Here is a 22,419-nt window from a genome sequence, read left to right as displayed (position 1 = left end):
TCTAGCCCTGACTGGCCGTTCCTGCCCAGGATTCCGCCAGTTCATGGGTGCGAAGAAGAGTTCTCACGACGAGGAGTTGGTCCCGCATGGCCACCGCCGAACTGACCGCGCACGACCTGACCGCCCAGCACCGGCCCACCCTCGACCAGGCCCTGGAAGCGATCCGCACCCGCGCGTACTGGTCCCCGCACCCGGAACACCCCAAGGCCTACGGGGAGAACGGCAGCCTGGACGCGGCGGCGGGCAAGGCCGCGTTCGACGCCGTGCTGAACACCCGCCTCGACCTCGGCCAGCCCGGCACCGACGACTGGGTGGGCGGCGAGGTCTCGCCGTACGGCGTCGAGCTGGGCGTCACGTACCCGCACGCGGACGTGGACACGCTGCTGCCCGCCATGCGGGCCGGACAGCGCGCCTGGCGCGACGCGGGCCCGGAGCTGCGCGCACTGGTCTGTCTGGAGATCCTCAAGCGGATCAGCGACCGCACGCACGAGTTCGCGCACGCGGTCATGCACACCTCCGGCCAGGCCTTCATGATGGCGTTCCAGGCGGGCGGCCCGCACGCGCAGGACCGTGGCCTGGAGGCGGTGGCGTACGCCTACGCCGAGCAGGTCCGCACACCGGGGACGGCGGAGTGGTCCAAGCCGCAGGGCAAGCGCGACCCGCTGACGATGACCAAGAGCTTCACGCCGGTCCCGCGCGGCATCGCCCTCCTTATCGGCTGCAACACCTTCCCGACGTGGAACGGCTACCCGGGCCTGTTCGCCTCCCTGGCCACCGGCAACGCGGTCCTGGTCAAGCCGCACCCGCGCGCGGTGCTGCCGCTCGCGCTGACCGTGGGCGTCGCGCGCGAGGTGCTCGCCGCCGCCGGCTTCGACCCGAACCTGGTGGCGCTGGCCGCCGAGCGTCCCGGCGAGGGCGTCGCCAAGACCCTGGCCACCCGCCCCGAGATCAGGATCGTCGACTACACCGGCTCGACCGCCTTCGGCGACTGGCTGGAGGCCAACGCCCGCCAGGCGCAGGTCTACACCGAGAAGGCCGGCGTCAACACGGTGGTCGTCGAGTCCACCGCGAACTACAAGGGCATGCTCGCCAACCTGGCGTTCTCGCTGTCCCTGTACAGCGGCCAGATGTGCACCACCCCGCAGAACCTGCTGATCCCCCGCGCCGGCATCCGCACCGACCAGGGCCCCAAGACCTTCGACGAGGTCGTCGCCGACCTCGCCCGCGCGGTCGACGGCCTGCTCGGCGACGACGCCCGCGCGAACGGCCTGCTGGGCGCGATCGTCAACCCGGACGTCAAGGCCCGCCTGGAGGCAGCGGCGGGCCTCGGCGAGATCGCCCTCGCCTCCCGCGAGGTCGGCAACCCGGAGTTCCCGGACGCGGTCGTGCGCACACCGGTGATCGTCAAGCTGGACGGTGCCAAGCCGGACGACGAGGCCGCCTACATGAGCGAGTGCTTCGGCCCGGTCTCCTTCGCCGTCGCCGTCGACTCGGCGGCCGACGCGGTCGCCCTGCTGCGGCGCACGGTGCGCGAGAAGGGCGCGATGACGGTCGGCGCGTACACCACCGACGAGGAGGTCGAGCGGGCGATCGAGGAGGTCTGCCTCGAGGAGTCCGCCCAGCTCTCCCTGAACCTCACCGGCGGGGTCTACGTCAACCAGACGGCCGCGTTCTCCGACTTCCACGGCTCGGGCGGCAACCCGGCGGCCAACGCGGCGCTCACCGACGGCGCGTTCGTCGCGAACCGCTTCCGGGTGGTGGAGATCCGCAGGGACGCCTAAGGGACGTGCGGTGCGCCCCCGGTGACGCTCCAGTGGTACAGCGTCATGGCCACACTGGTCGCGAGGTTGTAGCTGGAGACCTGGGGGCGCATCGGCAGGGCGAGGAGATGGTCGGCACGCGCGCGTAGCTCGGCGGAGAGGCCGCTGCGCTCCGAGCCGAAGGCCAGGAGGGCGTCGTCCGGGAGCTTGACGCCCCGGATGTCGTCGCCCTCCGGGTCGAGCGCGAAGACCGGTCCGGCCGGCAGTTCGTCGACGGTCAGCCGCTCCACCGCGGTCGCGAAGTGCAGCCCCGCCCCGCCGCGCACGACGGTCGGATGCCAGGGGTCGAGCGTGCCGGTGGTGACCACCCCGGTCGCCCCGAAACCGGCGGCCAGCCGGATCACGGCCCCCGCGTTGCCCAGGTTGCGCGGGTTGTCGAGGACCACGACGGGAGTGCTGCGGGGCGCGTGCCCCAGCCGCTCCAGGTTGGCCGCGCGGGAGGGCCGTACGGCCAGCGCGGCGACCCCGGTGGGATGCGGGCGCGGCACCAGGGACGCGTACGTCGCCTCCGAGACCTCCGTCAGGAGCGCCGCCAGCGCCTCGCGCACATCGGGGGCGAGTTCGTCGGCGAGGGCGAGCGTCGCCCGCCGGTCGACGGTGACCGCCACCGGGACCTCGGCCCCGAAGCGCACGGCGTGCTTGAGGGCGTGGAAGCCGTCGAGCAGCACGGAGGCGTCGGCGATCCGGCGCCACCGGCCGAGCGGGTCGGAGTCGGCGGTCACAGGGTCGGTCATGCCGTGAACCCTACGCGGGTCTCCTCGGGCTTCTCCTGGCCCTGCGGCTCCGCCGCCTCCATAGGAGCGCGGTCGGAGAGCAGCCGTCCACGCGCGCGTGCCGCCCAGCCGCCCAGCCGGTGCAGGAACGGCGTCGGCAGGAAGACGGCGTCGGTCGCGATCATCGCCAGCGAGAAGAACGGCAGACCGAGCACCACGGCGATCACCGCGTGCTCGACCATCATCACGGCCAGCAGGACGTTCTTCAGCCGCCGGTTGAACAGGGTGAACGGGAAGGCGACCTGGACGATGACCGTCCCGTACGTCGCGAGCATGACCATCGTGCCGCTGGCGGCGAGCAGGTCGCCGAGGGCGGGCCAGGGGGAGAAGTAGTCCAGTTGCAGCGGGTAGTACACGGCGGTGCCGTCCTGCCAGCGCGAGCCCTGGATCTTGTACCAGCCGGCCGTCGCGTAGATCAGACAGGCCTCCGTCATGATCACGACCAGGGCGCCGTTGTGCAGGATGTTGCCGATCACGTCGAGCAGGATCCGGGGCTCCGCCGTCTTCCTGAGCCGGCCGGCGGCCCACCACAGGCCCTGCGCGACCCACGCCGCCCACAGGAGCGCCGGAATGCTCCACTCGCTGTGGAACCGGCCCGCGACGGTCACCGTGACCAGCGCGAACCCGGACGCGGCCCACAGAACGGGACCGACCCGGTCGCTGACCCGCTCCCCACGCGCACGTGCCTCGTCCGCGCGCCGGGCCCGCCGCGCGTCCAGCGACCACACCTGACCGCAGCGCACGAACACCAGATAGATCGACATCAGGTGCAGGACGTTGTCGCCGCCGTCGCCCATGAAGACACTGCGGTTCTGCAGCGAGAGCACGCCGACCATGAACAGCACCGACATCGCGCGGGTACGCCAGCCGAGCAGCAGCAGTGCGGCGGCGAGCAGCGCGAGCGCGTACACGGCCTCGAACCAGCCCCGCCCGTCCGACCACATCAGGGCCGTGAACGCGCCGTTGGTGTCGATCAACTGCCGTGCCAGCTCCCAGTCCCAGGGGCTGTCGGGGCCGTAGAGCTCCTGGCGGTGGGGGAACTCGCGCACCAGGAACAGCAGCCAGGTGGCGCTGAACCCGATCCGGACCACAGCGCTCTGGTACGGCCCGAGCGCCGCCCCGGTGACGCGGGCTATGGCGGTGGACACCGACAAGGAGAACCGGTTCACCTCGCGCCTCCCTCGGTCTCGCCGTCCGGCACCGACCACCAGGGCAGCTCGCGGTACACCGGGCTCATCGACACCTTCTCGTCGCTCCACTTCGGCGGGGTCACGTTCGTGGTCTGCGACCGGATCTGCACCCGCTCGACGACACCGCCCGCGCCGGCCGCGCCGCCCCGCTCCATACGCAGCACCACGATGTGGCGCAGATACGTCTCGGAGAGAGAGCCGCGGATGCCCACGGAGCGGTTGTCGTTGCCGTGCGTGGCGGTGAAGAAGTCCCAGGCGCGGCGCAGCTCGTTCTGCTGGGTGTGGCTCGGCAGCAGGTTGCCGTCGATGGCCCGGCCGTCCTGCGCGGACAGGTCGTACCAGCCGGTGGTCCTCGACCCGCCGTCCCCGGTACGGACCTGGGCGCGCACCTGAACGGCGATGTCCTGCTGCAACGGGTTCGGCGCGAACAGTTTCCAGTTCTGCTCGAACTCCGGGTAGATCCATTCGTCGATCGCCTTGCCGTGCGCCTTGGTGACCGTGTTCGACGGCGCGACGTGCAGGAACACCATCCCGACATGCACACAGACGGCGACCGCGACGACGGCGAGCGCCAGCGCGGCGCCGATCTGGTAGCGCAGGGACAGAGCGGCCACACCGGTACGGGGCCAGGGCCCGGCGACAGGGCCGGCGGGGCGGGCGAGATCGGCCGGGGAGCCGAGGTCGGGGCCGGGGCTGAGGTTGGGGAATTCGGCTCGGGGGCCGGGAACCCCGCCGTCCTTCACAGGCGGCACCCCGATCCCGGTCTCGGTGCCGATCCCGGTCTCGGTGCCGGCCTCAGTGCCGACCCCCGCCTCGGTGCCCGCACCGGCCCCCGTCCTCGCCTCCCCTGACGTGTTCGGCTCGTGCGGAGCGCCGGAGCCTCCGTCGTTCGCGTCCATTCCGCCCCGTTCCCCGATCCCGGTCGTCTTCGCGCTGCGTCACGCAATCGCGAACGGTACTCAGCCTCACCCGTTCGGCGCAGCCCTCCCCCCGCGACGCCCGGGCCGGGCCGGGGACGGGGTGGGTTGTCCACAGGGGACGCCCGCAGGTTATCCACAGCGGTTGACACCTTACGACGGCCGTCCCACCATGGAATCGCACGGACCGAACGATCGGTCGGGAGAAGGCTCGGGCAGAGCCGAGGCCTGGGCACCAGCCCGGGCCCGAGGTCAAGGGGGACCGCATGGCGACAGCAGCCGCGCACCAGTCGGCCCGCACACAGCCGCACACCGCGCAGAACGGAGGCGGCGACGGAGGCAGCGGGAGCAGCGCCGACGACGCCTACCTGCGCGCCTTCGACGCCACCGTCGCCGCCGACGAGCGCATCGAGCCACGCGACTGGATGCCCGACGCCTACCGGGCGACGCTGGTGCGCCAGATCGCCCAGCACGCCCACTCCGAGATCATCGGCATGCAGCCGGAGGCCAACTGGATCACCCGCGCGCCCTCCCTGCGCCGCAAGGCCATCCTGATGGCGAAGGTCCAGGACGAGGCGGGCCACGGGCTCTACCTGTACAGCGCGGCCGAAACCCTCGGCACCGGGCGCGAGGAACTGCTCGACAAGCTCCACACCGGCCGCCAGAAGTACTCCTCGATCTTCAACTACCCCACGCTGACCTGGGCGGACGTCGGCGCGATCGGCTGGCTGGTGGACGGCGCCGCGATCACCAACCAGGTCCCCCTGTGCCGCTGCTCCTACGGCCCGTACGCGCGCGCGATGGTCCGCGTCTGCAAGGAGGAGTCCTTCCACCAGCGCCAGGGGTACGAGCTGCTGCTGGCCCTCAGCCGCGGCACCCCGCAGCAGCACGCGATGGCACAGGACGCGGTGGACCGCTGGTGGTGGCCGTCGCTGATGATGTTCGGCCCGCCCGACGACGAGTCCGCGCACTCCGCGCAGTCGATGGCCTGGAAGATCAAGCGCCACTCGAACGACGAACTGCGCCGGCGCTTCGTCGACATCTGTGTCCCCCAGGCGGAGTCCCTCGGCCTCACGCTCCCCGACCCGGACCTGAAGTGGAACGAGGAACAGGGGCACCACGACTTCGGCCCCATCGACTGGACCGAGTTCAAGGAAGTCCTCAAGGGCAACGGCCCGTGCAACGAACAGCGGATAACGCAACGCAGGCGCGCACATGAAGAGGGCGCGTGGGTACGAGAGGCGGCCGCGGCCCACGCGGCCAAGCACAGCGGGACCCAGAGGGAAGTGGAGCAGGCATGACCAACACCGACTGGCCGCTGTGGGAGGTCTTCGTGCGCTCCCGGCGCGGCCTCTCCCACACCCACGCCGGCAGCCTGCACGCGCCGGACGCGGAGTTCGCCCTGCGCAACGCGCGCGACCTGTACACCCGGCGCGGCGAGGGCGTCTCGATCTGGGTCGTGCCGTCGTCGTCGGTCACGGCCTCCTCGCCCGACGAGAAGGACTCGTTCTTCGAACCGGCCGGCGACAAGCCGTACCGGCACCCGACGTTCTACGAGATCCCGGAGGGGGTGAAGCACCTGTGACCACGACCACGCACGCGACCACGCACACGACGACGCACACGAATAGCGCCGCCCTCGCCCTCGGCGACGACGCCCTGGTGCTCTCCCACCGCCTGGGGGAGTGGATGGGCCACGCGCCCGTGCTGGAGGAGGAGGTCGCCCTCGCCAACATCGCCCTCGACCTGCTGGGCCAGGCCCGCATCCTGCTGTCGATGGCAGGCGACGAGGACGAGTTGGCGTACCTGCGCGAGGAACGCGCCTTCCGCAACATCCAGTTGGTCGAGCAGCCCAATGGCGACTTCGCCCACACCATCGTCCGCCAGTTGTACTTCTCGACCTACCAGCACCTGCTGTACGCGCGGCTGGCGGCCGGCGAGGGTCCGTTCGCGGGGCTCGCGGCGAAGGCCGTCAAGGAGGTCGCCTACCACCGCGACCACGCCGAGCAGTGGACGCTGCGGCTCGGCGACGGCACCGAGGCCAGCCACGAGCGGATGCAGCGGGCCTGCACGGCGCTGTGGCGGTTCACCGGAGAGATGTTCCGCCCGGTGGACGGCCTCGGCCTCGGCCTCGACGGGGCGGAGCTGGAAACGGCCTGGCTTGAGTCGGTGAAGGACGTGCTGGGGCGGGCCGGCCTGACAGTGCCCGAGGGATCGCGCACCGGAGCCTGGAGCGCCGGCGCGGGCCGCGAGGGCGTGCACACCGAGTCCTTCGGCCGGATGCTCGCCGAGATGCAGCACCTGCACCGCAGCCACCCGGGGGCGTCATGGTGACGCTCACCCCGCTGGAGGCGGAACTCCTCGCGGTCGCAGGCGCGGTGCCCGACCCCGAACTGCCCGTGCTCACCCTCCGGGAACTCGGCGTACTGCGCGCGGTGCACGTACGCGACACGGACGCCGTCGAGGTCGAGCTGACCCCCACCTACACCGGCTGTCCGGCGGTGGAGGCGATGTCCATGGACATCGAGCGCGCGCTGCACGAGCACGGGGTGCGGGAGGTCACCGTGCGCACCGTGCTCTCGCCCGCCTGGTCGACCGACGACATCTCGGCCGAAGGGCGCCGCAAACTACGGGAGTTCGGCATCGCGCCACCGCGCACCACCCGGTCCGCGCCGGGCCCGGTGACCGTGACGCTGGGCCCCACACACACCCTCCACAACCAAAACCACAGCCACAGCCACAGCCACAACCACAACCACGACCACAACCACAACCACAGCGAACCGGACGACCTGCCGACGGAAGGCCCGGACGACCCGATCCGCTGCCCGCACTGCGGATCCGCCGACACCGAGCTGCTCAGCCGCTTCTCCTCCACCGCCTGCAAGGCGCTGCGGCGCTGCCTCGCCTGCCGTGAACCCTTCGACCACTTCAAGGAGTTGTGATGGCCCGCTTCCACCCGCTCCAGGTGGCCGCGGTGGACCGCCTCACGGACGACTCCGTCGCCCTCACCCTCACGGTCCCCGCCGGCCTGCGCGAGGAGTACCGGCACGCCCCCGGCCAGCACCTCGCCCTGCGGCGCGTCGCCGACGGGGCCGAGGTCCGGCGGACGTACTCGATCTGCTCGCCGGCACCCGATCCCGACGGCGCGGGACCCCGCACGCTGCGGGTGGGCGTGCGCCTGGTCGACGGCGGATCCTTCTCGACGTACGCGCTGAAGGAGATCGGCGTCGGCGACGAGCTGGACGTGATGACTCCGGCGGGCCGGTTCACCCTCGAGCCCGCGCCCGGCCTGTACGCGGCGATCGTCGGCGGCAGCGGCATCACCCCGGTGCTGTCGATCGCCTCGACGCTGCTGGCCCGTGAGCCCGCGGCCCGGTTCTGCCTCATACGCAGCGACCGGACGGCCGCCTCGACGATGTTCCTGGAGGAGGTCGCCGACCTCAAGGACCGCTTCCCCGAACGGCTGCACCTGGTCACCGTGCTCTCCCGGGAGGAACAGCAGGCGGGGCTTCCCTCCGGTCGGCTGGACCGGGAGCGGCTCACCGGGCTGCTGCCGTCGCTGCTGCCGGTGGAGCAGGTCGCGGGCTGGTTCCTGTGCGGGCCGTTCGGCCTCGTGCAGGGCGCGGAACAGGCACTGCGGGAGCTCGGGGTCGCGCGGTCGCGGATCCACGAGGAGATCTTCCACGTGGAGGGCACGGCGCCCTCGGCGCGCGCGGCGGCCCCCGCCCACAGCACCGTGACCGCCCGGCTCGACGGCCGTGGCGGAAGCTGGCCCGTGCGGGACGGGGAATCGGTCCTGGAGACGGTCCTGCGCAACCGGCCCGACGCGCCCTACGCCTGCAAGGGCGGGGTGTGCGGAACCTGCCGCGCCTTCCTGGTCTCCGGCGAGGTCCGCATGGACCGCAACTTCGCGCTGGAGCCGGAGGAGACGGACTCCGGGTACGTGCTGGCATGCCAGTCGCATCCGCTGACGGAGGCGGTGGAGGTGGACTTCGACCGGTGAGGCGGTGACCGACCGTTCCCTTCTTCTAGAACCTGTTCTATCTTGACGCTCCGTCAGATCAACTGACCCGTCGGGAGGACAGGCCGTGGACTTCACCTTCACCGAGGAGCAGCAGGCCGCGGCCGAGGCGGCGCGGGGAGTGTTCGCCGGGGTCGCCCCCGACGCCGTGCCGAGCCCCGCGCTGACCAGGGGCTCCGTGGCCGACGACTTCGACCGCCCGCTGTGGGCCAGGCTGGCCGCGGCGGACCTGCTGAGCCTGCTGCTGGACGAGGAGTTCGACGGCACCGGCCTCGACGCGATCGCGCTCTGTCTGGTGCTGCGCGAGTCGGCGAAGGTGCTGGCGCGGATACCGCTGCTGGAGCACAGCGCGGCCGCAGCCGCCGTACAGGCCTACGGCGGCCAGGAGTTGAGGTCGTCCCTCCTCGCCCGGGCGGGCCGGGGCGAAGTCGTCCTGACGGTCGCCACGAACGGCCGCACCGGCCACGACCCGGCCGAACTCGCCGTCACCGCACGGCAGGACGGCACGAACAACACCGCCGCCACGGGCGGCTTGGGCAGCGCGGGCGGCGGCGAGTGGGTGTTGGACGGGGTGCAGACGGCGGTGCCGTGGGCGTACGGCGCCGACTTCGTCGTCGTGCCGGCGCGCACCGGGGACGACCGGAGCATCCTCGCTGTCGTCCCGCGCGAACACGAAGGGGTCGTGCTCGCCGAGCAGGTCTCCACCACCGGGGAGCGGCTCGGCGAACTGCGCCTCGAATCGGCGCGGATCGCCGCCCGCGACGTCATCACCGCCGACGGCGCCTGGGAGTGGCTGCGCGCCCTGGTGACCACGGGGACCTGCGCGCTGGCGCTCGGTCTGGGCGAGCGTGCGCTCGCGATGACCAGCGGCTACGCCGGCAAGCGGGAGCAGTTCGGGCACCCGATCGCCAGCTTCCAGGCCGTCGCCGTACAGGCCGCCGACCGCTACATCGACCTGCGCGCGATGGAGGTCACGCTGTGGCAGGCCGCGTGGCGGATCGCCTCCGGGGCACCGGGCGCACTGCCGGCCTCCGGGGACGTCGCCGTGGCCAAGATCTGGGCCGCGGAGGGCGTTCGGCGGATCGTGCAGACCGCGCAGCATCTGCACGGCGGCTTCGGCGCCGACGTCGACTACCCGCTGCACCGGTACCACGCCTGGGCCAAGCACCTGGAACTGTCGCTCGGCCCGGCCGCGGCACACGAGGAGAGCCTCGGCGACCTGCTCGCCGCCCACCCCCTCGGCTGACCCGCACCCAGCCACCCGCACCCGGCCCACGCGGCGAACCGATGCGCACCTGCCGCCTGACGCCTGCCTGCCTGCCTGCCTGCCTACAGGACGAAGCCCGACTGCCCCGCGTCCGTGACGACCGGGCGGCCCGTGGCGGCCCAGATCTGCATGCCGCCGTCGACGTTCACGGCGTCGATGCCCTGCTGGACGAGGTACATCGTGACCTGGGCCGAACGACCGCCGGAACGGCAGATCACATGGACCCGCCCGTTCTGCGGAGCCGCCTCGGTCAACTCGCCGTAGCGGCCGACGAACTCGCTCATGGGGATGTGCAGTGCCTTTTCGGCGTGGCCCGCCTGCCACTCGTCGTTCTCGCGGACGTCCAGCAGGAAGTCGCCGTCCTTGAGGTCCCCGACCTCGACCGTGGGCACACCAGCTCCGAAACTCATGCCCCGACGCTACCCGACCGCCCGCACACCCCGACGGCCCCGCCAGCCCACCACTCCAGCCTCAACCCACCACACCATCCCTAGCCCACCGGCTCGGACCTAACCCACCAGCGCGGCCAGCTCCGCCTCGCGGGCGGCGACGTCGGCGAGGAGCTTGTCGGCGATCTCGTCCAGGAGACGATCGGGGTCGTCCGGGGCCATCCGGAGCATCGACCCGATCGCGCCGTCCTCCAGCTCCCGGGCGACCAGCGTGAGCATCTCCTTGTGCTGGGCGAGCCACTCGAGGCGGGCGTAGAGCTCCTCGCTTGGGCTCGGGCTGCGCTCCGCGGGCGCCGGACCGGCCGCCCACTCCTCGGCCAGCTCCCGCAGGAGTACCTCGTCGCCACGGGCGTAGGCCGCGTTGACCCGGGTGATGAACTCCTCGCGCCGGGCCCGCTCGGCTTCCTCCTGCGCCAGGTCGGGGTGGGCCTTGCGGGCCAGCTCGCGGTACAGCTTGCGGGCCGCCTCACTGGGCCGCACCCGCTCCGGAGGCCGGACCGACTGGTCCGTGAGCATCGCCGCGGCCTCCGGGAACAGCCCTTCGCCGTCCATCCAGCCGTGGAACAACTCCTCGACCCCGGGCATCGGCAGCACCCGCGCCCGCGCCTCGGCGGCCTTGCGCCGGTCCTCGGGGTCACCGGTGCGGGCAGCCCTGGCCTCGGCGATCTGCGCCTCCAGCTCGTCGAGCCGGGCGTACATCGGACCGAGTTTCTGGTGGTGGAGCCGCGAGAAGTTCTCGACCTCGACGCGGAAGGTCTCCACCGCGATCTCGAACTCGATCAACGCCTGCTCGGCGGCCCGCACGGCCTGCTCCAGCCGCGCCTCGGGCCGTGGCTGCTCAGCTTCGGGGGTCGTCACCCGACCAGCCTAGGCCAACGCCACCCGAACCCACGCTGCCCACCGTCCACCGGTCCGCCGGGAATCCCGGGACCCCAGGAAGCCCCGAGAACCCCGGGAACCCTCCTCAGCCCGCCCCCGGCCCCTCACACCCCCGTCTCGGCCGCGATCCGCCCCGCCCGTACCGCCGCGACCAGATCGGCGTGGTCGGCCTCGGTGCGGTCGGCGTAGGCGACGGCGAACGTCGCGATCGCCTCGTCGAGTTCCTCGTTCTTGCCGCAGTAGCCGGCGATCAGACGCGGGTCGGCGCTGTGGGAGTGGGCGCGGGCCAGGAGGGCGCCAGTCATCCGGCCGTAGTCGTCGACCTGGTCGGCGGCGAGCGCGGCCGGCTCGACGCTGCCCTTGCGGTTGCGGAACTGCCGTACCTGGAAGGGGCGTCCGTCGACCGTCGTCCAGCCCAGCAGGACATCGCTGACGACCTGCATGCGCTTCTGGCCGAGCACCACCCGGCGGCCCTCGTGGTCCACCTCCGGAGCCTCGAAGCCGGCCGTCAGCAGGTGCGGGACCAAGGCCGACGCGCGGGCCTCCTTCACCTGGAGGATCAGCGGCTCGCCCCGGTGGTCCAGCAACAGCACCACGTACGACCTCGTGCCCACGCTGCCCGTGCCGACGATGCGGAAGGCGACGTCGTGGACGGCGTGGCGGGCCAGGAGGGGGTGGCGGTCCTCGGACACGGTGGTCAGGTACTGCTCCAGGGACGCGGTCACCGAAGCCGCCTCCGCGTCCGGGACGCGGCGCAGCACCGGCGGCGCGTCGACGAAGCGGCGGCCGCCGTCCTCCGTCGGCTCGGTCGACTTCGCCGCGAACCGGCCGCTGGTGTTGGCCCGCGCCTTCGCCGCGACCCGTTCCAGGGTGCCCAGCAGGTCGTGGGCGTCGGTGTGGGAGACCAACTCCTCGTCGGCGATGGCGTTCCACGCGTCCAGCACCGGAAGCCTGGCCAGGAGCCGCATGGTGCGACGGTAGGAACCGGCCGCGCCGTGGGCCGCCTTGCGGCAGGTGTCCTCGTCCGCGCCGGCCTCCCGGCCCGCGAGCACCAGGGACGCGGCGAGGCGCTTGAGGTCCCACTCCCAGGGGCCGTCGACGGTCTCGTCGAAGTCGTTCAGGTCGATGACCAGCCCGCCCCGCGCGTCGGCGTACAGGCCGAAGTTGGCGGCGTGGGCGTCACCGCAGATCTGGGCGCGGATCCCGGTCATGGGGGTGCGGGCCAGGTCGTACGCCATGAGCCCCGCCGAGCCGCGCAGGAACGCGAACGGCGTCGCCGCCATCCGGCCGACCCTTATCGGCGTCAGCTCCGGGATACGGCCCTGACTGGACTCCTCGACCGCCGCCACCGCGTCCGGCCGGGAGGCGTCCAGGTCGAGTGCGGCGTGCGCCGACCGCGCGACCTTGTCGCGCAGCGCCCTGCCCTGCTCCTTGGGCGACTGAAGTCCCGCCCCCTCAGCCGACCCCTCGACGGGCCACTCGGCAAAACCACGCACCCGAGGAAGCCTGCGCACCTCGCCGATCTCCGCTCCCGCACCCACACCGGTACCGGCACCACCGACTGCCTCGGTCACCATGACCGCCTCCCCCGCACACGTACGCACGTCGGCTCGACGAGCCGATCATCAACTCGTGCAGACCGTACAGCCCGACGACCGAACAGCGGCAGCCCCTGCCCCAACGGCCAGAGCCGGAACCAGACCGGGAACCAGAGCCGGAACCGGAACCCCGAACCGGCCTACCACCGACCGTCACGTTTCACGTGAAACATGCCCAGCCGGGTGTTTCACGTGAAACACCCCCGCACCACCCACAGGGCAACCCGCGACCATCACGCCCGCCACCCCGCCGCCACAACCCTGAGATGTTCCTCACACACCGTGAGCGACCATGGCCAGCGATCACCCGCCCAGAAAGCCCCGGGAAGCCCCCAGGACCGCCTGAGACCACACGGCCACCCACGCCACCCACGCCAAAACACCGGAACACCCGAAAACGCGAAAGCCCCCAGGTCATAGACCTGGGGGCTTTCGACTTGTGCGCGAGGGGGGAGTTGAACCCCCACGCCCTTGCGGGCACTGGAACCTGAATCCAGCGCGTCTGCCTATTCCGCCACCCGCGCATTGGGTGTGTCCTCGGGCTTGTGGGCTTTTCGGCCTGCGCGCCTTCCGACATGCAGAACATTAGCACGCGGTCCAGGGTGCGTTCACATCCCTTTTTCGCGGGCAGGGACCAGGTGGGAGACGGTCGGCAACCCCGTACGAGGCCCGCGGCGACCCCGCAGTGAACCCGTGGCGAACCTGATGGCGAACCTGATGGCGAACCTCGTACGTCTCGGCGGTGACTGGTTCGCGTATCAACCTCGTACCTATGGCGATCGTCTCCCCAGGAGCCGGACGAGGAGCACAGTCAGGTGCGGGACACTGGTCTACGGCCGCCTCTACGATCCTGGGACGTCGACACCCGTCGACGGGGCCGACAGGGGGAACCAGCCGATTCGCCGGCGCGTGGATACGATCAGTAAGCAGTACCAGGCAGGCAGCACGGTCAGCGGCACGGCACGGGACGGCAGCCACTACGGAGGAGGTGCCCCATGGGAGTTCTGAAGAAGTTCGAGCAGCGTCTCGAGGGTCTGGTCAACGGCACCTTCGCCAAGGTCTTCAAGTCCGAGGTCCAGCCCGTGGAGATCGCCGGCGCGCTCCAGCGCGAGTGCGACAACAACGCGACGATCTGGAACCGGGACCGCACGGTCGTCCCCAACGACTTCATCGTGGAGCTGAGCACGCCGGACTACGAGCGGCTCAGCCCCTACTCCGGCCAGCTCGGCGACGAGCTCGCCGGCATGGTGCGCGACTACGCCAAGCAGCAGCGCTACACCTTCATGGGGCCGATCAAGGTCAACCTGGAGAAGGCCGAGGACCTCGACACCGGCCTGTACCGGGTGCGCAGCCGTACGCTCGCCTCCTCCAGCAGCCAGGCGCAGGCACCGGAGCAGGCGCCCGCCGGCGGCCGGCAGCGGCCCGGCGGAGCGGGCGGACCCGGGTACCCCGGGGCCGGCGGAGCGGGCGCTCCGCCCATGCCGTCCGCACCGCCGCCCGGCGCCGCGGGCGGCCGTCCCGGCGGCTACGGCTACCCGCCCGCCGCAGGCGCCCAGCGTCCCGGCGGCGCGGGCGGCGGACTGGCCGGGGCCCCGCAGCCCGGGTCGCGCGCCCGGCACTGGATCGAGATCAACGGCACCCGCCACCAGATCTCGCGCGGGACGCTCGTACTGGGCCGCAGCACCGAGGCCGACGTGCGGATCGACGATCCCGGCGTCTCCCGTCGGCACTGCGAGATCCGGACCGGTTCGCCCTCGACGATCCAGGATCTCGGTTCCACCAACGGCATCGTGGTGGACGGGCAGCACACCACCCGCGCTACGCTCCGCGACGGCTCGCGGATCGTCGTGGGCAGCACCACCATCATTTACCGGCAAGCCGAAGGGTGAAGCGGGGGCAATGTCAGAGCTGACCCTCACGGTCATGCGGCTGGGTTTTCTGGCCGTACTGTGGCTGTTCGTGATCGTGGCCGTGCAGGTCATCCGCAGCGACCTGTTCGGTACGCGGGTCACCCAGCGCGGTTCGCGCCGGGAGGCTGGGCGGGCCCAGCAGGCACAGCGCCAGCAGGCGCCTCCGCAACAGCGCCAGCAGCCCGCCGCCGCGGGCCGCACGCGCCGTAACGCACCGACGAAACTGGTGGTGTCCGAAGGCACCCTCACCGGCACGACCGTCGCGCTCCAGGGCCAGACCATCAGTCTGGGCCGGGCGCACGACAGCACGATCGTGCTGGACGACGACTACGCCTCCAGCCGCCATGCCAGGATCTACCCGGACCGCGACGGCCAGTGGATCGTCGAGGACCTGGGCTCCACCAACGGCACGTACCTCGACCGATCGCGGCTGACGACTCCCACACCGATCCCGCTGGGCGCGCCGATCCGTATCGGCAAGACCGTCATCGAGCTGCGGAAGTAGTGCTACATCATGACTGAGCGCGAGCGGAGCGAGCACGCGGCGGCGGCCGGCACCCAGGGCCCCGGTGTGCTCCCGACCGGAGGGTGGGCAGTGTGGCTCGACACGACCGGCTGTACCCGGGGCCGACGGGCGAGGTGCGCATGAGCCTGTCACTGCGTTTCGCCGCCGGATCGCACAAGGGCATGATCCGGGAGGGCAACGAGGACTCCGGTTACGCCGGTCCGCGCCTGCTCGCCATCGCCGACGGCATGGGCGGCGCCGCCGCCGGTGAGGTCGCCTCCTCCGAGGCCATCTCCACCATCGTCGCCCTCGACGACGACGTCCCCGGCTCCGACGTCCTCACCTCGCTCGGCACCGCCGTCCAGCGCGCCAACGACCAACTGCGCGCCCTGGTCGAGGAGGACCCCCAGCTCGAGGGCATGGGGACCACCCTGACCGCGCTGCTGTGGACCGGCCAGCGCCTGGGCCTCGTACACGTCGGCGACTCGCGCGCCTACCTGCTGCGCGACGGCGTGCTGACGCAGATCACGCAGGACCACACCTGGGTGCAGCGCCTCGTCGACGAGGGCCGCATCACCGAGGAGGAGGCCACCACCCACCCGCAGCGCTCCCTGCTGATGCGCGCGCTGGGCAGCGGCGAGCACGTCGAACCCGACCTCTCCATCCGCGAGGTCCGCGCCGGCGACCGGTATCTGATCTGCTCGGACGGCCTGTCCGGCGTCGTCTCCCACCAGACGCTCGAGGACACCCTCGCCAGCTACCAGGGCCCGCAGGAGACCGTGCAGGAGCTGATCCAGCTCGCGCTGCGCGGCGGCGGCCCCGACAACATCACCGTCATCGTCGCCGATGTCCTCGACCTGGACACCGGGGACACCCTCGCCGGGCAGTTGTCCGACGTCCCGGTCGTGGTCGGCGCGGTCGCCGAGAACCAGCTCCAACTGCACGACAACGGCATCATGCAGACCCCCGCGGGCCGCGCCTCCGGCCTCGGCCGCAGGCAGCACGGGCACGGGCACGGCGGGGGCGGCGAGTTCGGCCCGCCCGGCTCCGGCGGCGACATCACCGGCTTCATCCCCACCGACGGCTTCGGCGACTACACCGACGACGACTTCGTCAAACCGCGGGCCGGCCGCAAGTGGCTGACGAGATCGATCTACAGCGTGCTCGCGCTCGCCGTGATCGGCGGCGGCCTGTACGGCGGCTGGCGCTGGACGCAGACGCAGTACTACGTCGGCACCAAGGACCAGCACGTCGCCCTGTACCGGGGCATCAGCCAGGACCTGGCCTGGGTGTCGCTGTCGAAGGTCGAGAGGGATCACCCCGAGATCGAACTCAAGTACCTCCCGGAATACCAGCAGAAGCTGGTCCAGGCGACGATCGCCGAGGGCAGCCTGTCCACCGCCCAGAAGAAGATCGGCGAGCTGGCCGTCCAGGCCTCCGCCTGCAAGAAGCAGGCCGACACCGCTCCGGCGGGCAAGACCCCCTCGAAGCCCGGCGGCCCCACGGGAACCACCCCCTCGTCGGCCACGTCCAAGGCATCGCCGAGCCCCTCGGCAACCGCGTCCCCGTCCGTATCCGCGACCGCCACTCCCACCACCGGCCCCAGCCTTTCGGAGGAAGAGCAGAAGGTCGTCTCGCGGTGCGGTGAGCAGTAGGCAAGCCGTGAGAGGCCCCGTCACGATGAGCAGTACGACCAACTCGCCGACGCACCACACGTCCACGATCGGCTCGATCGGCACGCCGAGCCGGCGCAACACCGAGCTCGCGCTGCTGGTGTTCGCCGTCGTCATCCCGGTCTTCGCCTACGCCAACGTGGGCCTGGCCATCAACGAGCAGGTGCCGTCCGGCCTCCTGAGCTACGGGCTCGGCCTCGGTCTGCTGGCCGGCGTCGCCCATCTCGTCGTCCGCAAGTTCGCGCCGTACGCCGACCCGCTGCTGCTGCCGCTGGCCACCCTGCTGAACGGGCTCGGGCTGGTCGCCATCTGGCGCCTCGACCAGTCGAAGTACCTCCAGCAGGCCCAGCAGGCCGGCACGGCCGCGCCACGGCAACTGCTGTACACGGCGATGGGCATCGCGCTCTTCATCGTGGTGCTGATCTTCCTCAAGGACCACCGCGTCCTGCAGCGCTACACCTACATCTCCATGGTCGGCGCGATCTTCCTGCTGCTGCTGCCGCTCGTGCCGGGCCTCGGCCAGAACATCTACGGCGCCAAGATCTGGATCTCGGTGGCCGGTTTCTCCATCCAGCCGGGCGAGTTCGCCAAGATCGTGCTCGCGATCTTCTTCGCCGGCTATCTGATGGTGAAGCGCGACGCCCTCGCCCTGGCCAGCCGCCGCTTCCTCGGCCTCTACCTGCCGCGCGGCCGCGACCTCGGCCCGATCATCGTCGTCTGGATCATCTCGATCCTGATCCTCGTCTTCGAGACGGACCTCGGCACCTCGCTGCTGTTCTTCGGGATGTTCGTCATCATGCTGTACGTCGCCACCGAGCGGACCAGTTGGATCGTGTTCGGTCTGCTGATGTCCTCGGTCGGCGCGGTCGGCGTGGCCCAGTTCGAGAGCCACGTCCAGCAGCGTGTGCAGGCCTGGCTCGACCCGATGAAGGAGTACACGCTCTCCCAGCAGGGCGTCGTCGGCCACTCCGAGCAGGCCATGCAGGCCCTGTGGGCGTTCGGCTCCGGCGGCACCCTCGGCACCGGCTGGGGCCAGGGCCACTCCGAGCTGATCAAGTTCGCCGCCAACTCCGACTTCATCCTCGCCACCTTCGGCGAGGAACTGGGCCTGGCCGGCATCATGGCGCTCCTGCTGCTGTACGGCCTGATCGCGGAACGCGGCGTGCGCACCGCCCTCGCCGCCCGCGACCCGTTCGGCAAGCTGCTCGCCATCGGCCTCTCCGGCGCCTTCGCCCTCCAGGTGTTCGTCGTCGCCGGCGGTGTGATGGGCCTCATCCCGCTGACCGGTATGACGATGCCCTTCCTCGCGTACGGCGGTTCGTCCGTCATCGCCAACTGGGCGCTGATCGGCATCCTGATCAGAATCAGCGACACGGCGCGCCGCCCGGCACCCGCCCCCGCCTCGAACCCCGACGCCGAGATGACCCAGGTGGTCCGCCCGTCATGAACAAGCCCCTGCGCCGGATCGCGATCTTCTGCGGCCTCCTCGTGCTGACCCTGCTGCTGCGCGACAACTACCTGCAGTACGTCAAGGCCGACAGCCTCGCCAGCGACACCAAGAACCGCCGCGTCAACATCACGCGCTACTCCACTCCGCGCGGCGACATCATCGTCGACGGCAAGGCCATCACCGGCTCGGTGGAGACCACCGGCGACTACAAGTACAAGCGCACCTGGTCCAACGGCGCGATGTGGGCGCCGGTCACCGGCTACTCCTCGCAGGCGTTCGGCGCCAACCAGTTGGAGAAGCTGGAGGACGGCATCCTCAGCGGCAACGACGACCGGCTCTTCTTCCGCAACACCCTGGACATGCTCACGGGCAAGGAGAAGCAGGGCGGCAGCGTCGTCACCACCCTCAACGCCGCCGCGCAGAAGGCCGCCTACACCGGCCTCGGCGACAAGAAGGGCGCCGTCGCCGCGATCGAGCCGTCCACCGGCAAGATCCTCGCGCTGGTCTCCACCCCGTCGTACGACCCGTCGAAGTTCGCCGGCTCCTCCAACGCGGACCAGGAGGCGTGGCAGGCGGTGCAGAAGGGCAAGGACGCCGACGACCCGATGCTGAACCGGGCGCTGCGCGAGACCTACCCGCCCGGCTCCACCTTCAAGGTGGTCACGGCGGCGGCGGCGCTGGAGAGCGGCGAGGTCGACGGCGTCGACTCGAAGACGGACACCCCGGCCCCGTTCAAGCTGCCGCAGTCCTCCACCAACCTCACCAACGAGCACGGCGCCTGCGAGAACGCCACGCTGCGCTATGCGCTCATGGTGTCCTGCAACACCGTCTTCGCGAAGATGTCCGACAACGTCGGCAACGAGAAGATGATCAAGCAGGCGGAGAAGTTCGGCTTCAACAACCCGGAGCTGGACACCCCGGTCCGTGCCGCGGAGAGCATCTACCCCAAGGACAACGCGCCGCAGAACGCGCTGGACGGCATCGGCCAGGGCTCCAACCGCGCCACTCCGCTGCAGATGGCCATGATCGCCTCGGCGGTCGCCAACGACGGCAAGCTGATGAAGCCGTACATGGTCGACCAGATCCTGGCCCCGAGCGTGGACCCGCTGGAGACGACGCAGCCCCAGGAGCTCTCCCAGGCCGTCTCGGCCAAGACCGCGCAGGCTCTGCAAAAGATGATGGAGACCGTCGTCAACGACCCGCAGGGCACCGGCGGCAAGGCCAAGATCAGCGGCGTCAAGGTAGGCGGCAAGACCGGTACCGCCCAGCACGGCCTGAACAACAGCGAGAAGCCGTACGCCTGGTTCATCTCGTACGCGAAGCTGTCGGACGGCAGCGCGCCGGTGGCCGTCGCGGTCGTCGTCGAGGACGGCGCGGCCAACCGCGGCGACATCACCGGCGGCGGTCTGGCCGGTCCGATCGCGAGGGACGTGATGAAGGCAGTCATCGACAGCAAGAAGTGACCCCCATCACGTCGCCTGCACATCGGTGCACGTTGCGATACCGGTCCTGTATCGGGTGACGGGCTTGGCCAGGTCACACTGCTCCGTCCAGGTACGGTAAGCCCGGACGGCAGCCTCCGGCCGCACATGTGTGCCGGTCGGGACCGACGGAGAGGGCTGGTAGGTAGCTATGGAAGAGCCGCGTCGCCTCGGCGGCCGGTACGAGCTGGGCCACGTGCTCGGCCGTGGTGGCATGGCTGAGGTCTACCTCGCGCATGACACCCGCCTCGGCCGCACCGTGGCGGTGAAGACGCTGCGCGCGGACCTCGCGCGCGACCCTTCCTTCCAGGCCCGGTTCCGCCGGGAGGCCCAGTCTGCCGCCTCGCTCAACCACCCCGCGATCGTCGCGGTCTACGACACGGGCGAGGACTACATCGACGGGGTCTCGATCCCGTACATCGTCATGGAGTACGTCGACGGCTCCACGCTCCGCGAACTGCTCCATTCCGGCCGCAAGCTGCTGCCGGAGCGGACGCTGGAGATGACCATCGGCATCCTCCAGGCCCTGGAGTACTCGCACAGAGCCGGCATCGTGCACCGCGACATCAAGCCGGCGAACGTCATGCTGACGCGCAACGGCCAGGTCAAGGTCATGGACTTCGGCATCGCCCGCGCGATGGGCGACTCCGGCATGACGATGACGCAGACGTCCGCGGTCATCGGCACCGCCCAGTACCTCTCCCCGGAGCAGGCCAAGGGCGAGCAGGTCGACGCGCGTTCCGACCTCTACTCGGCGGGCTGTCTGCTCTACGAGCTGCTGACGGTACGGCCGCCGTTCGTCGGCGACTCCCCGGTGGCCGTGGCCTACCAGCACGTCCGCGAGGAGCCGCAGCCGCCGAGCGTCTTCGACCCCGAGCTGACCCCCGAGATGGACGCCATCGTCCTGAAGGCGCTGGTCAAGGACCCGGACTACCGCTACCAGTCGGCCGACGAGATGCGCCTGGACATCGAGGCCTGCCTCGACGGCCAGCCGGTCGCGGCGACGGCGTCGATGGGCTCGGTCGGCTACGGCGGGTACGGCGACGACCAGGCGACCACGGCGATGCGCTCCGCGGACGCGGGCGCCACGTCGATGCTGCCGCCCATGAACCCGGACGACGGCGGCTTCGGCTACGACGACCGTCCCCGGCGCCGCCAGAACCAGAAGAAGTCCAACGCGTCGACGATCCTGCTGGTCGTCGCCGCGGCGCTGGTGCTGGTCGGCGCGGTGCTGATCGGCAAGTGGGTGTTCAGCGGCGACGGGGTCAACAACCAGACGGTGACGGTGCCCAGCCTGATCGGCCAGACCCAGGCCGACGCCGAGAAGCAGCTCACCAACAGCGACCTCAAGCTCGGGACGGTCACCCAGAAGGCGTGCGAGGACCAGCCCAAGGGCAAGATCTGCGGCCAGGACCCCAATCCCACGACGAAGGTCAAGAAGGAGACCGCCGTCAACCTGGTCATGTCGACAGGGGCGCCGAAGGTGGTCGTGCCGACGGTCCTGGGCAAGACCCTGGACGAGGCCAAGACGCTGCTGGAAGGCGACAAGTACCAGTTCACCGTGGAGACGAAGGAGGAGGTGTCCACCGAGGAGGCGGGCACCGTCCTGGAGCAGAACCCGGGGCTCGGCGACGAGGTGGAGAAGGGCACCACCATCACCCTCACCGTCGCCAAGGCCGAGGAGAAGTCGACCGTCCCGGATGTCTCCGCCAAGAGCTGTGACGACGCCAAGAACCTGATGCAGCAGAACAACCTGCAAGGCAACTGCGTCGAGGTCGACACCCAGGACCCGAACCTGGTCGGCAAGGTCGTCCAGACCGTCCCGGCCATCGGCTCCCAGGCCGACAAGGGCTCCGCGGTGCAGATCCAGATCGGCAAGAGCACCCAGACCCAGGTCCCGTCCAACCTTCAGGGCCTGAGCCTGAAGGACGCCAAGAAGGCGCTGCAGGACGCGGGCCTGAACGTCGGCAACATCTCCGGCTCCTCGGACGACGACGCCCAGGTCATCAGCTCGGACCCGGCCCCCGGCAGCACCGTCAACAAGGGGCAGACGGTCAACCTGATCGCCTTCAAGAACGGCAACAACAACGGCAACAACGACGACGGCAACGGCTTCTTCGGCGGGAACAACGGCTAGCCCCGTACTTCGCGGGTCGCTGATTCGTATGGTGTGACCGGCCCGGGGGTGTCCTGGGCCGGGGGTGTGGCGTTGGGTGGGGTGTGTCGATGACTTCCCGGTCCCCGCGGCCACGGTCTCAGCGTCAGCGCTTCGAGTGCGCGGTGGTGTCCGTGGTGGAGAAGCGTCTGGGTGCTCTGCCTGTCGCTGCCGAGTTTCTGCGCCGGCTGGATGTAGCCAGGATCGTCGACGAGCTGTGCCCGGGCGGCGCGAGCGCCCACCTGAGCCACGGGCAGGTGATCGAGGCGATGGTGGCGAACCGGTTGACCTCGCCGGCGCCGCTGGTGCGGGTCGGGGACTGGGCGCG

20 protein-coding genes and 1 tRNA gene are annotated in these 22,419 nt (G+C 70.9%); 14 read left to right on the top strand and 7 right to left on the bottom strand.

The features are described 5' to 3' along the window. Positions 1-86 precede the first annotated feature (86 nt). Entirely contained in the window at positions 87-1,781 is a 1,695-nt protein-coding gene (paaN, locus tag BMZ82_RS29530; protein ID WP_093780456.1) for a phenylacetic acid degradation protein PaaN, read from the top strand. Here the strand turns inward: paaN and BMZ82_RS29525 are convergent. From BMZ82_RS29525 to BMZ82_RS29515, 3 genes are read right to left on the bottom strand one after another with little or no spacing between them, the layout of a single operon-like run. Continuing rightward, complete coding sequence (locus BMZ82_RS29525; protein ID WP_093780455.1) at positions 1,778-2,554, bottom strand: TrmH family RNA methyltransferase; 777 nt, start codon at positions 2,552-2,554, stop codon at positions 1,778-1,780. The two genes, paaN and BMZ82_RS29525, sit on opposite strands and share 4 nt — an antisense overlap. After that, entirely contained in the window at positions 2,551-3,762 is a 1,212-nt protein-coding gene (locus BMZ82_RS29520; protein ID WP_093780454.1) for an HTTM domain-containing protein, read from the bottom strand. Before BMZ82_RS29520 ends, BMZ82_RS29525 begins: the two co-directional genes overlap by 4 nt. Beyond that, a complete protein-coding gene (locus BMZ82_RS29515) occupies positions 3,759-4,682 on the bottom strand; it encodes a DUF5819 family protein (protein ID WP_093780453.1) in 924 nt (307 codons plus the stop codon). The genes BMZ82_RS29520 and BMZ82_RS29515 overlap by 4 nt, the downstream gene beginning before the upstream one ends. A gap of 284 nt (positions 4,683-4,966) precedes the next feature. On the opposite strand from BMZ82_RS29515, the gene paaA reads away from it, so the two are divergent. The 6 genes from paaA (at position 4,967) to BMZ82_RS29485 (ending at position 9,970) form a co-directional block, all read left to right on the top strand. Then, a complete protein-coding gene (paaA, locus tag BMZ82_RS29510; protein ID WP_093780452.1) occupies positions 4,967-6,001 on the top strand; it encodes a 1,2-phenylacetyl-CoA epoxidase subunit PaaA in 1,035 nt (344 codons plus the stop codon). Then, positions 5,998-6,285, top strand: a complete 288-nt coding sequence (gene paaB, locus BMZ82_RS29505) for a 1,2-phenylacetyl-CoA epoxidase subunit PaaB (protein ID WP_093780451.1) — start codon at positions 5,998-6,000, stop codon at positions 6,283-6,285. Before paaA ends, paaB begins: the two co-directional genes overlap by 4 nt. After that, entirely contained in the window at positions 6,282-7,034 is a 753-nt protein-coding gene (gene paaC, locus BMZ82_RS29500) for a 1,2-phenylacetyl-CoA epoxidase subunit PaaC (RefSeq protein WP_093780450.1), read from the top strand. The genes paaB and paaC overlap by 4 nt, the downstream gene beginning before the upstream one ends. Next, positions 7,028-7,645: a 1,2-phenylacetyl-CoA epoxidase subunit PaaD gene (gene paaD, locus BMZ82_RS29495; RefSeq protein WP_093780449.1), complete on the top strand. Its 618-nt coding sequence runs from the start codon at positions 7,028-7,030 to the stop codon at positions 7,643-7,645. Before paaC ends, paaD begins: the two co-directional genes overlap by 7 nt. Further along, complete coding sequence (locus BMZ82_RS29490; protein ID WP_093780448.1) at positions 7,645-8,706, top strand: 2Fe-2S iron-sulfur cluster-binding protein; 1,062 nt, start codon at positions 7,645-7,647, stop codon at positions 8,704-8,706. The genes paaD and BMZ82_RS29490 overlap by 1 nt, the downstream gene beginning before the upstream one ends. An 85-nt stretch (positions 8,707-8,791) precedes the next feature. Continuing rightward, positions 8,792-9,970, top strand: coding sequence for an acyl-CoA dehydrogenase family protein (locus tag BMZ82_RS29485; protein ID WP_093780447.1), 1,179 nt, complete (start codon positions 8,792-8,794; stop codon positions 9,968-9,970). Positions 9,971-10,053: 83 nt separating this feature from the next. Here the strand turns inward: BMZ82_RS29485 and BMZ82_RS29480 are convergent, their stop codons facing one another. The 4 genes from BMZ82_RS29480 to BMZ82_RS29465 all read right to left on the bottom strand — a co-directional run bounded on the left by BMZ82_RS29480 (position 10,054) and on the right by BMZ82_RS29465 (position 13,441). Next, positions 10,054-10,383 carry a rhodanese-like domain-containing protein gene (locus tag BMZ82_RS29480; RefSeq protein WP_093780446.1) on the bottom strand — a complete coding sequence of 110 codons (330 nt, stop codon included), beginning with the start codon at positions 10,381-10,383 and terminating at the stop codon, positions 10,054-10,056. Between the two features lie 117 nt (positions 10,384-10,500). After that, positions 10,501-11,298 carry a hypothetical protein gene (locus BMZ82_RS29475; protein ID WP_093780445.1) on the bottom strand — a complete coding sequence of 266 codons (798 nt, stop codon included), beginning with the start codon at positions 11,296-11,298 and terminating at the stop codon, positions 10,501-10,503. 125 nt (positions 11,299-11,423) lie between these two features. Continuing rightward, positions 11,424-12,896, bottom strand: coding sequence for a DUF2252 domain-containing protein (locus tag BMZ82_RS29470; RefSeq protein WP_093780444.1), 1,473 nt, complete (start codon positions 12,894-12,896; stop codon positions 11,424-11,426). Between the two features lie 461 nt (positions 12,897-13,357). After that, positions 13,358-13,441: transfer RNA gene (locus BMZ82_RS29465), tRNA-Leu, on the bottom strand. Positions 13,442-13,912: 471 nt separating this feature from the next. Between BMZ82_RS29465 and BMZ82_RS29460 the strand changes: the two genes are divergently transcribed. The 7 genes from BMZ82_RS29460 to BMZ82_RS29425 form a co-directional block, all read left to right on the top strand. After that, positions 13,913-14,806, top strand: a complete 894-nt coding sequence (locus BMZ82_RS29460; RefSeq protein ID WP_093780443.1) for an FhaA domain-containing protein — start codon at positions 13,913-13,915, stop codon at positions 14,804-14,806. A 10-nt stretch (positions 14,807-14,816) separates the two neighbouring features. Continuing rightward, the gene (locus BMZ82_RS29455) at positions 14,817-15,332 is read left to right on the top strand and encodes an FHA domain-containing protein FhaB/FipA (protein ID WP_093780442.1); all 516 of its coding nucleotides are present in this window, start codon (positions 14,817-14,819) and stop codon (positions 15,330-15,332) included. Positions 15,333-15,424: 92 nt separating this feature from the next. Further along, positions 15,425-16,987 (top strand): Stp1/IreP family PP2C-type Ser/Thr phosphatase, encoded by a 1,563-nt coding sequence (locus BMZ82_RS29450; protein ID WP_093780441.1) that lies wholly within the window; start codon positions 15,425-15,427, stop codon positions 16,985-16,987. 25 nt (positions 16,988-17,012) lie between these two features. Continuing rightward, positions 17,013-18,452: an FtsW/RodA/SpoVE family cell cycle protein gene (locus BMZ82_RS29445; RefSeq protein WP_093780440.1), complete on the top strand. Its 1,440-nt coding sequence runs from the start codon at positions 17,013-17,015 to the stop codon at positions 18,450-18,452. Beyond that, positions 18,449-19,918, top strand: a complete 1,470-nt coding sequence (locus BMZ82_RS29440; protein WP_093780439.1) for a peptidoglycan D,D-transpeptidase FtsI family protein — start codon at positions 18,449-18,451, stop codon at positions 19,916-19,918. The genes BMZ82_RS29445 and BMZ82_RS29440 overlap by 4 nt, the downstream gene beginning before the upstream one ends. A gap of 169 nt (positions 19,919-20,087) precedes the next feature. Next, positions 20,088-22,073 (top strand): Stk1 family PASTA domain-containing Ser/Thr kinase, encoded by a 1,986-nt coding sequence (pknB, locus tag BMZ82_RS29430; RefSeq protein ID WP_093780438.1) that lies wholly within the window; start codon positions 20,088-20,090, stop codon positions 22,071-22,073. A 155-nt stretch (positions 22,074-22,228) separates the two neighbouring features. After that, on the top strand, positions 22,229-22,419 hold a 191-nt coding region (locus BMZ82_RS29425; protein WP_256252180.1), incomplete at its 3' end, for a DUF4277 domain-containing protein.

The sequence above is a fragment of the Streptomyces sp. yr375 genome (genome assembly GCF_900110755.1).
Lineage (GTDB): Bacteria > Actinomycetota > Actinomycetes > Streptomycetales > Streptomycetaceae > Streptomyces.
This window is presented reverse-complemented; position numbering and strand designations above follow the sequence as displayed.

Bases quoted from the DNA above. Each gene is read 5' to 3' on its own strand.
- paaN (WP_093780456.1), top strand. From the start codon at position 87: ATGGCCACCGCCGAACTGACCGCGCACGACCTGACCGCCCAGCACCGG.
- BMZ82_RS29525 (WP_093780455.1), bottom strand. From the start codon at position 2,554: ATGACCGACCCTGTGACCGCCGACTCCGACCCGCTCGGCCGGTGGCGC.
- BMZ82_RS29515 (WP_093780453.1), bottom strand. From the start codon at position 4,682: ATGGACGCGAACGACGGAGGCTCCGGCGCTCCGCACGAGCCGAACACG.
- paaA (WP_093780452.1), top strand. From the start codon at position 4,967: ATGGCGACAGCAGCCGCGCACCAGTCGGCCCGCACACAGCCGCACACC.
- paaB (WP_093780451.1), top strand. From the start codon at position 5,998: ATGACCAACACCGACTGGCCGCTGTGGGAGGTCTTCGTGCGCTCCCGG.
- paaD (WP_093780449.1), top strand. From the start codon at position 7,028: ATGGTGACGCTCACCCCGCTGGAGGCGGAACTCCTCGCGGTCGCAGGC.
- BMZ82_RS29490 (WP_093780448.1), top strand. From the start codon at position 7,645: ATGGCCCGCTTCCACCCGCTCCAGGTGGCCGCGGTGGACCGCCTCACG.
- BMZ82_RS29470 (WP_093780444.1), bottom strand. From the start codon at position 12,896: ATGGTGACCGAGGCAGTCGGTGGTGCCGGTACCGGTGTGGGTGCGGGA.
- BMZ82_RS29460 (WP_093780443.1), top strand. From the start codon at position 13,913: ATGGGAGTTCTGAAGAAGTTCGAGCAGCGTCTCGAGGGTCTGGTCAAC.
- BMZ82_RS29455 (WP_093780442.1), top strand. From the start codon at position 14,817: ATGTCAGAGCTGACCCTCACGGTCATGCGGCTGGGTTTTCTGGCCGTA.
- BMZ82_RS29445 (WP_093780440.1), top strand. From the start codon at position 17,013: ATGAGCAGTACGACCAACTCGCCGACGCACCACACGTCCACGATCGGC.
- BMZ82_RS29440 (WP_093780439.1), top strand. From the start codon at position 18,449: ATGAACAAGCCCCTGCGCCGGATCGCGATCTTCTGCGGCCTCCTCGTG.
- pknB (WP_093780438.1), top strand. From the start codon at position 20,088: ATGGAAGAGCCGCGTCGCCTCGGCGGCCGGTACGAGCTGGGCCACGTG.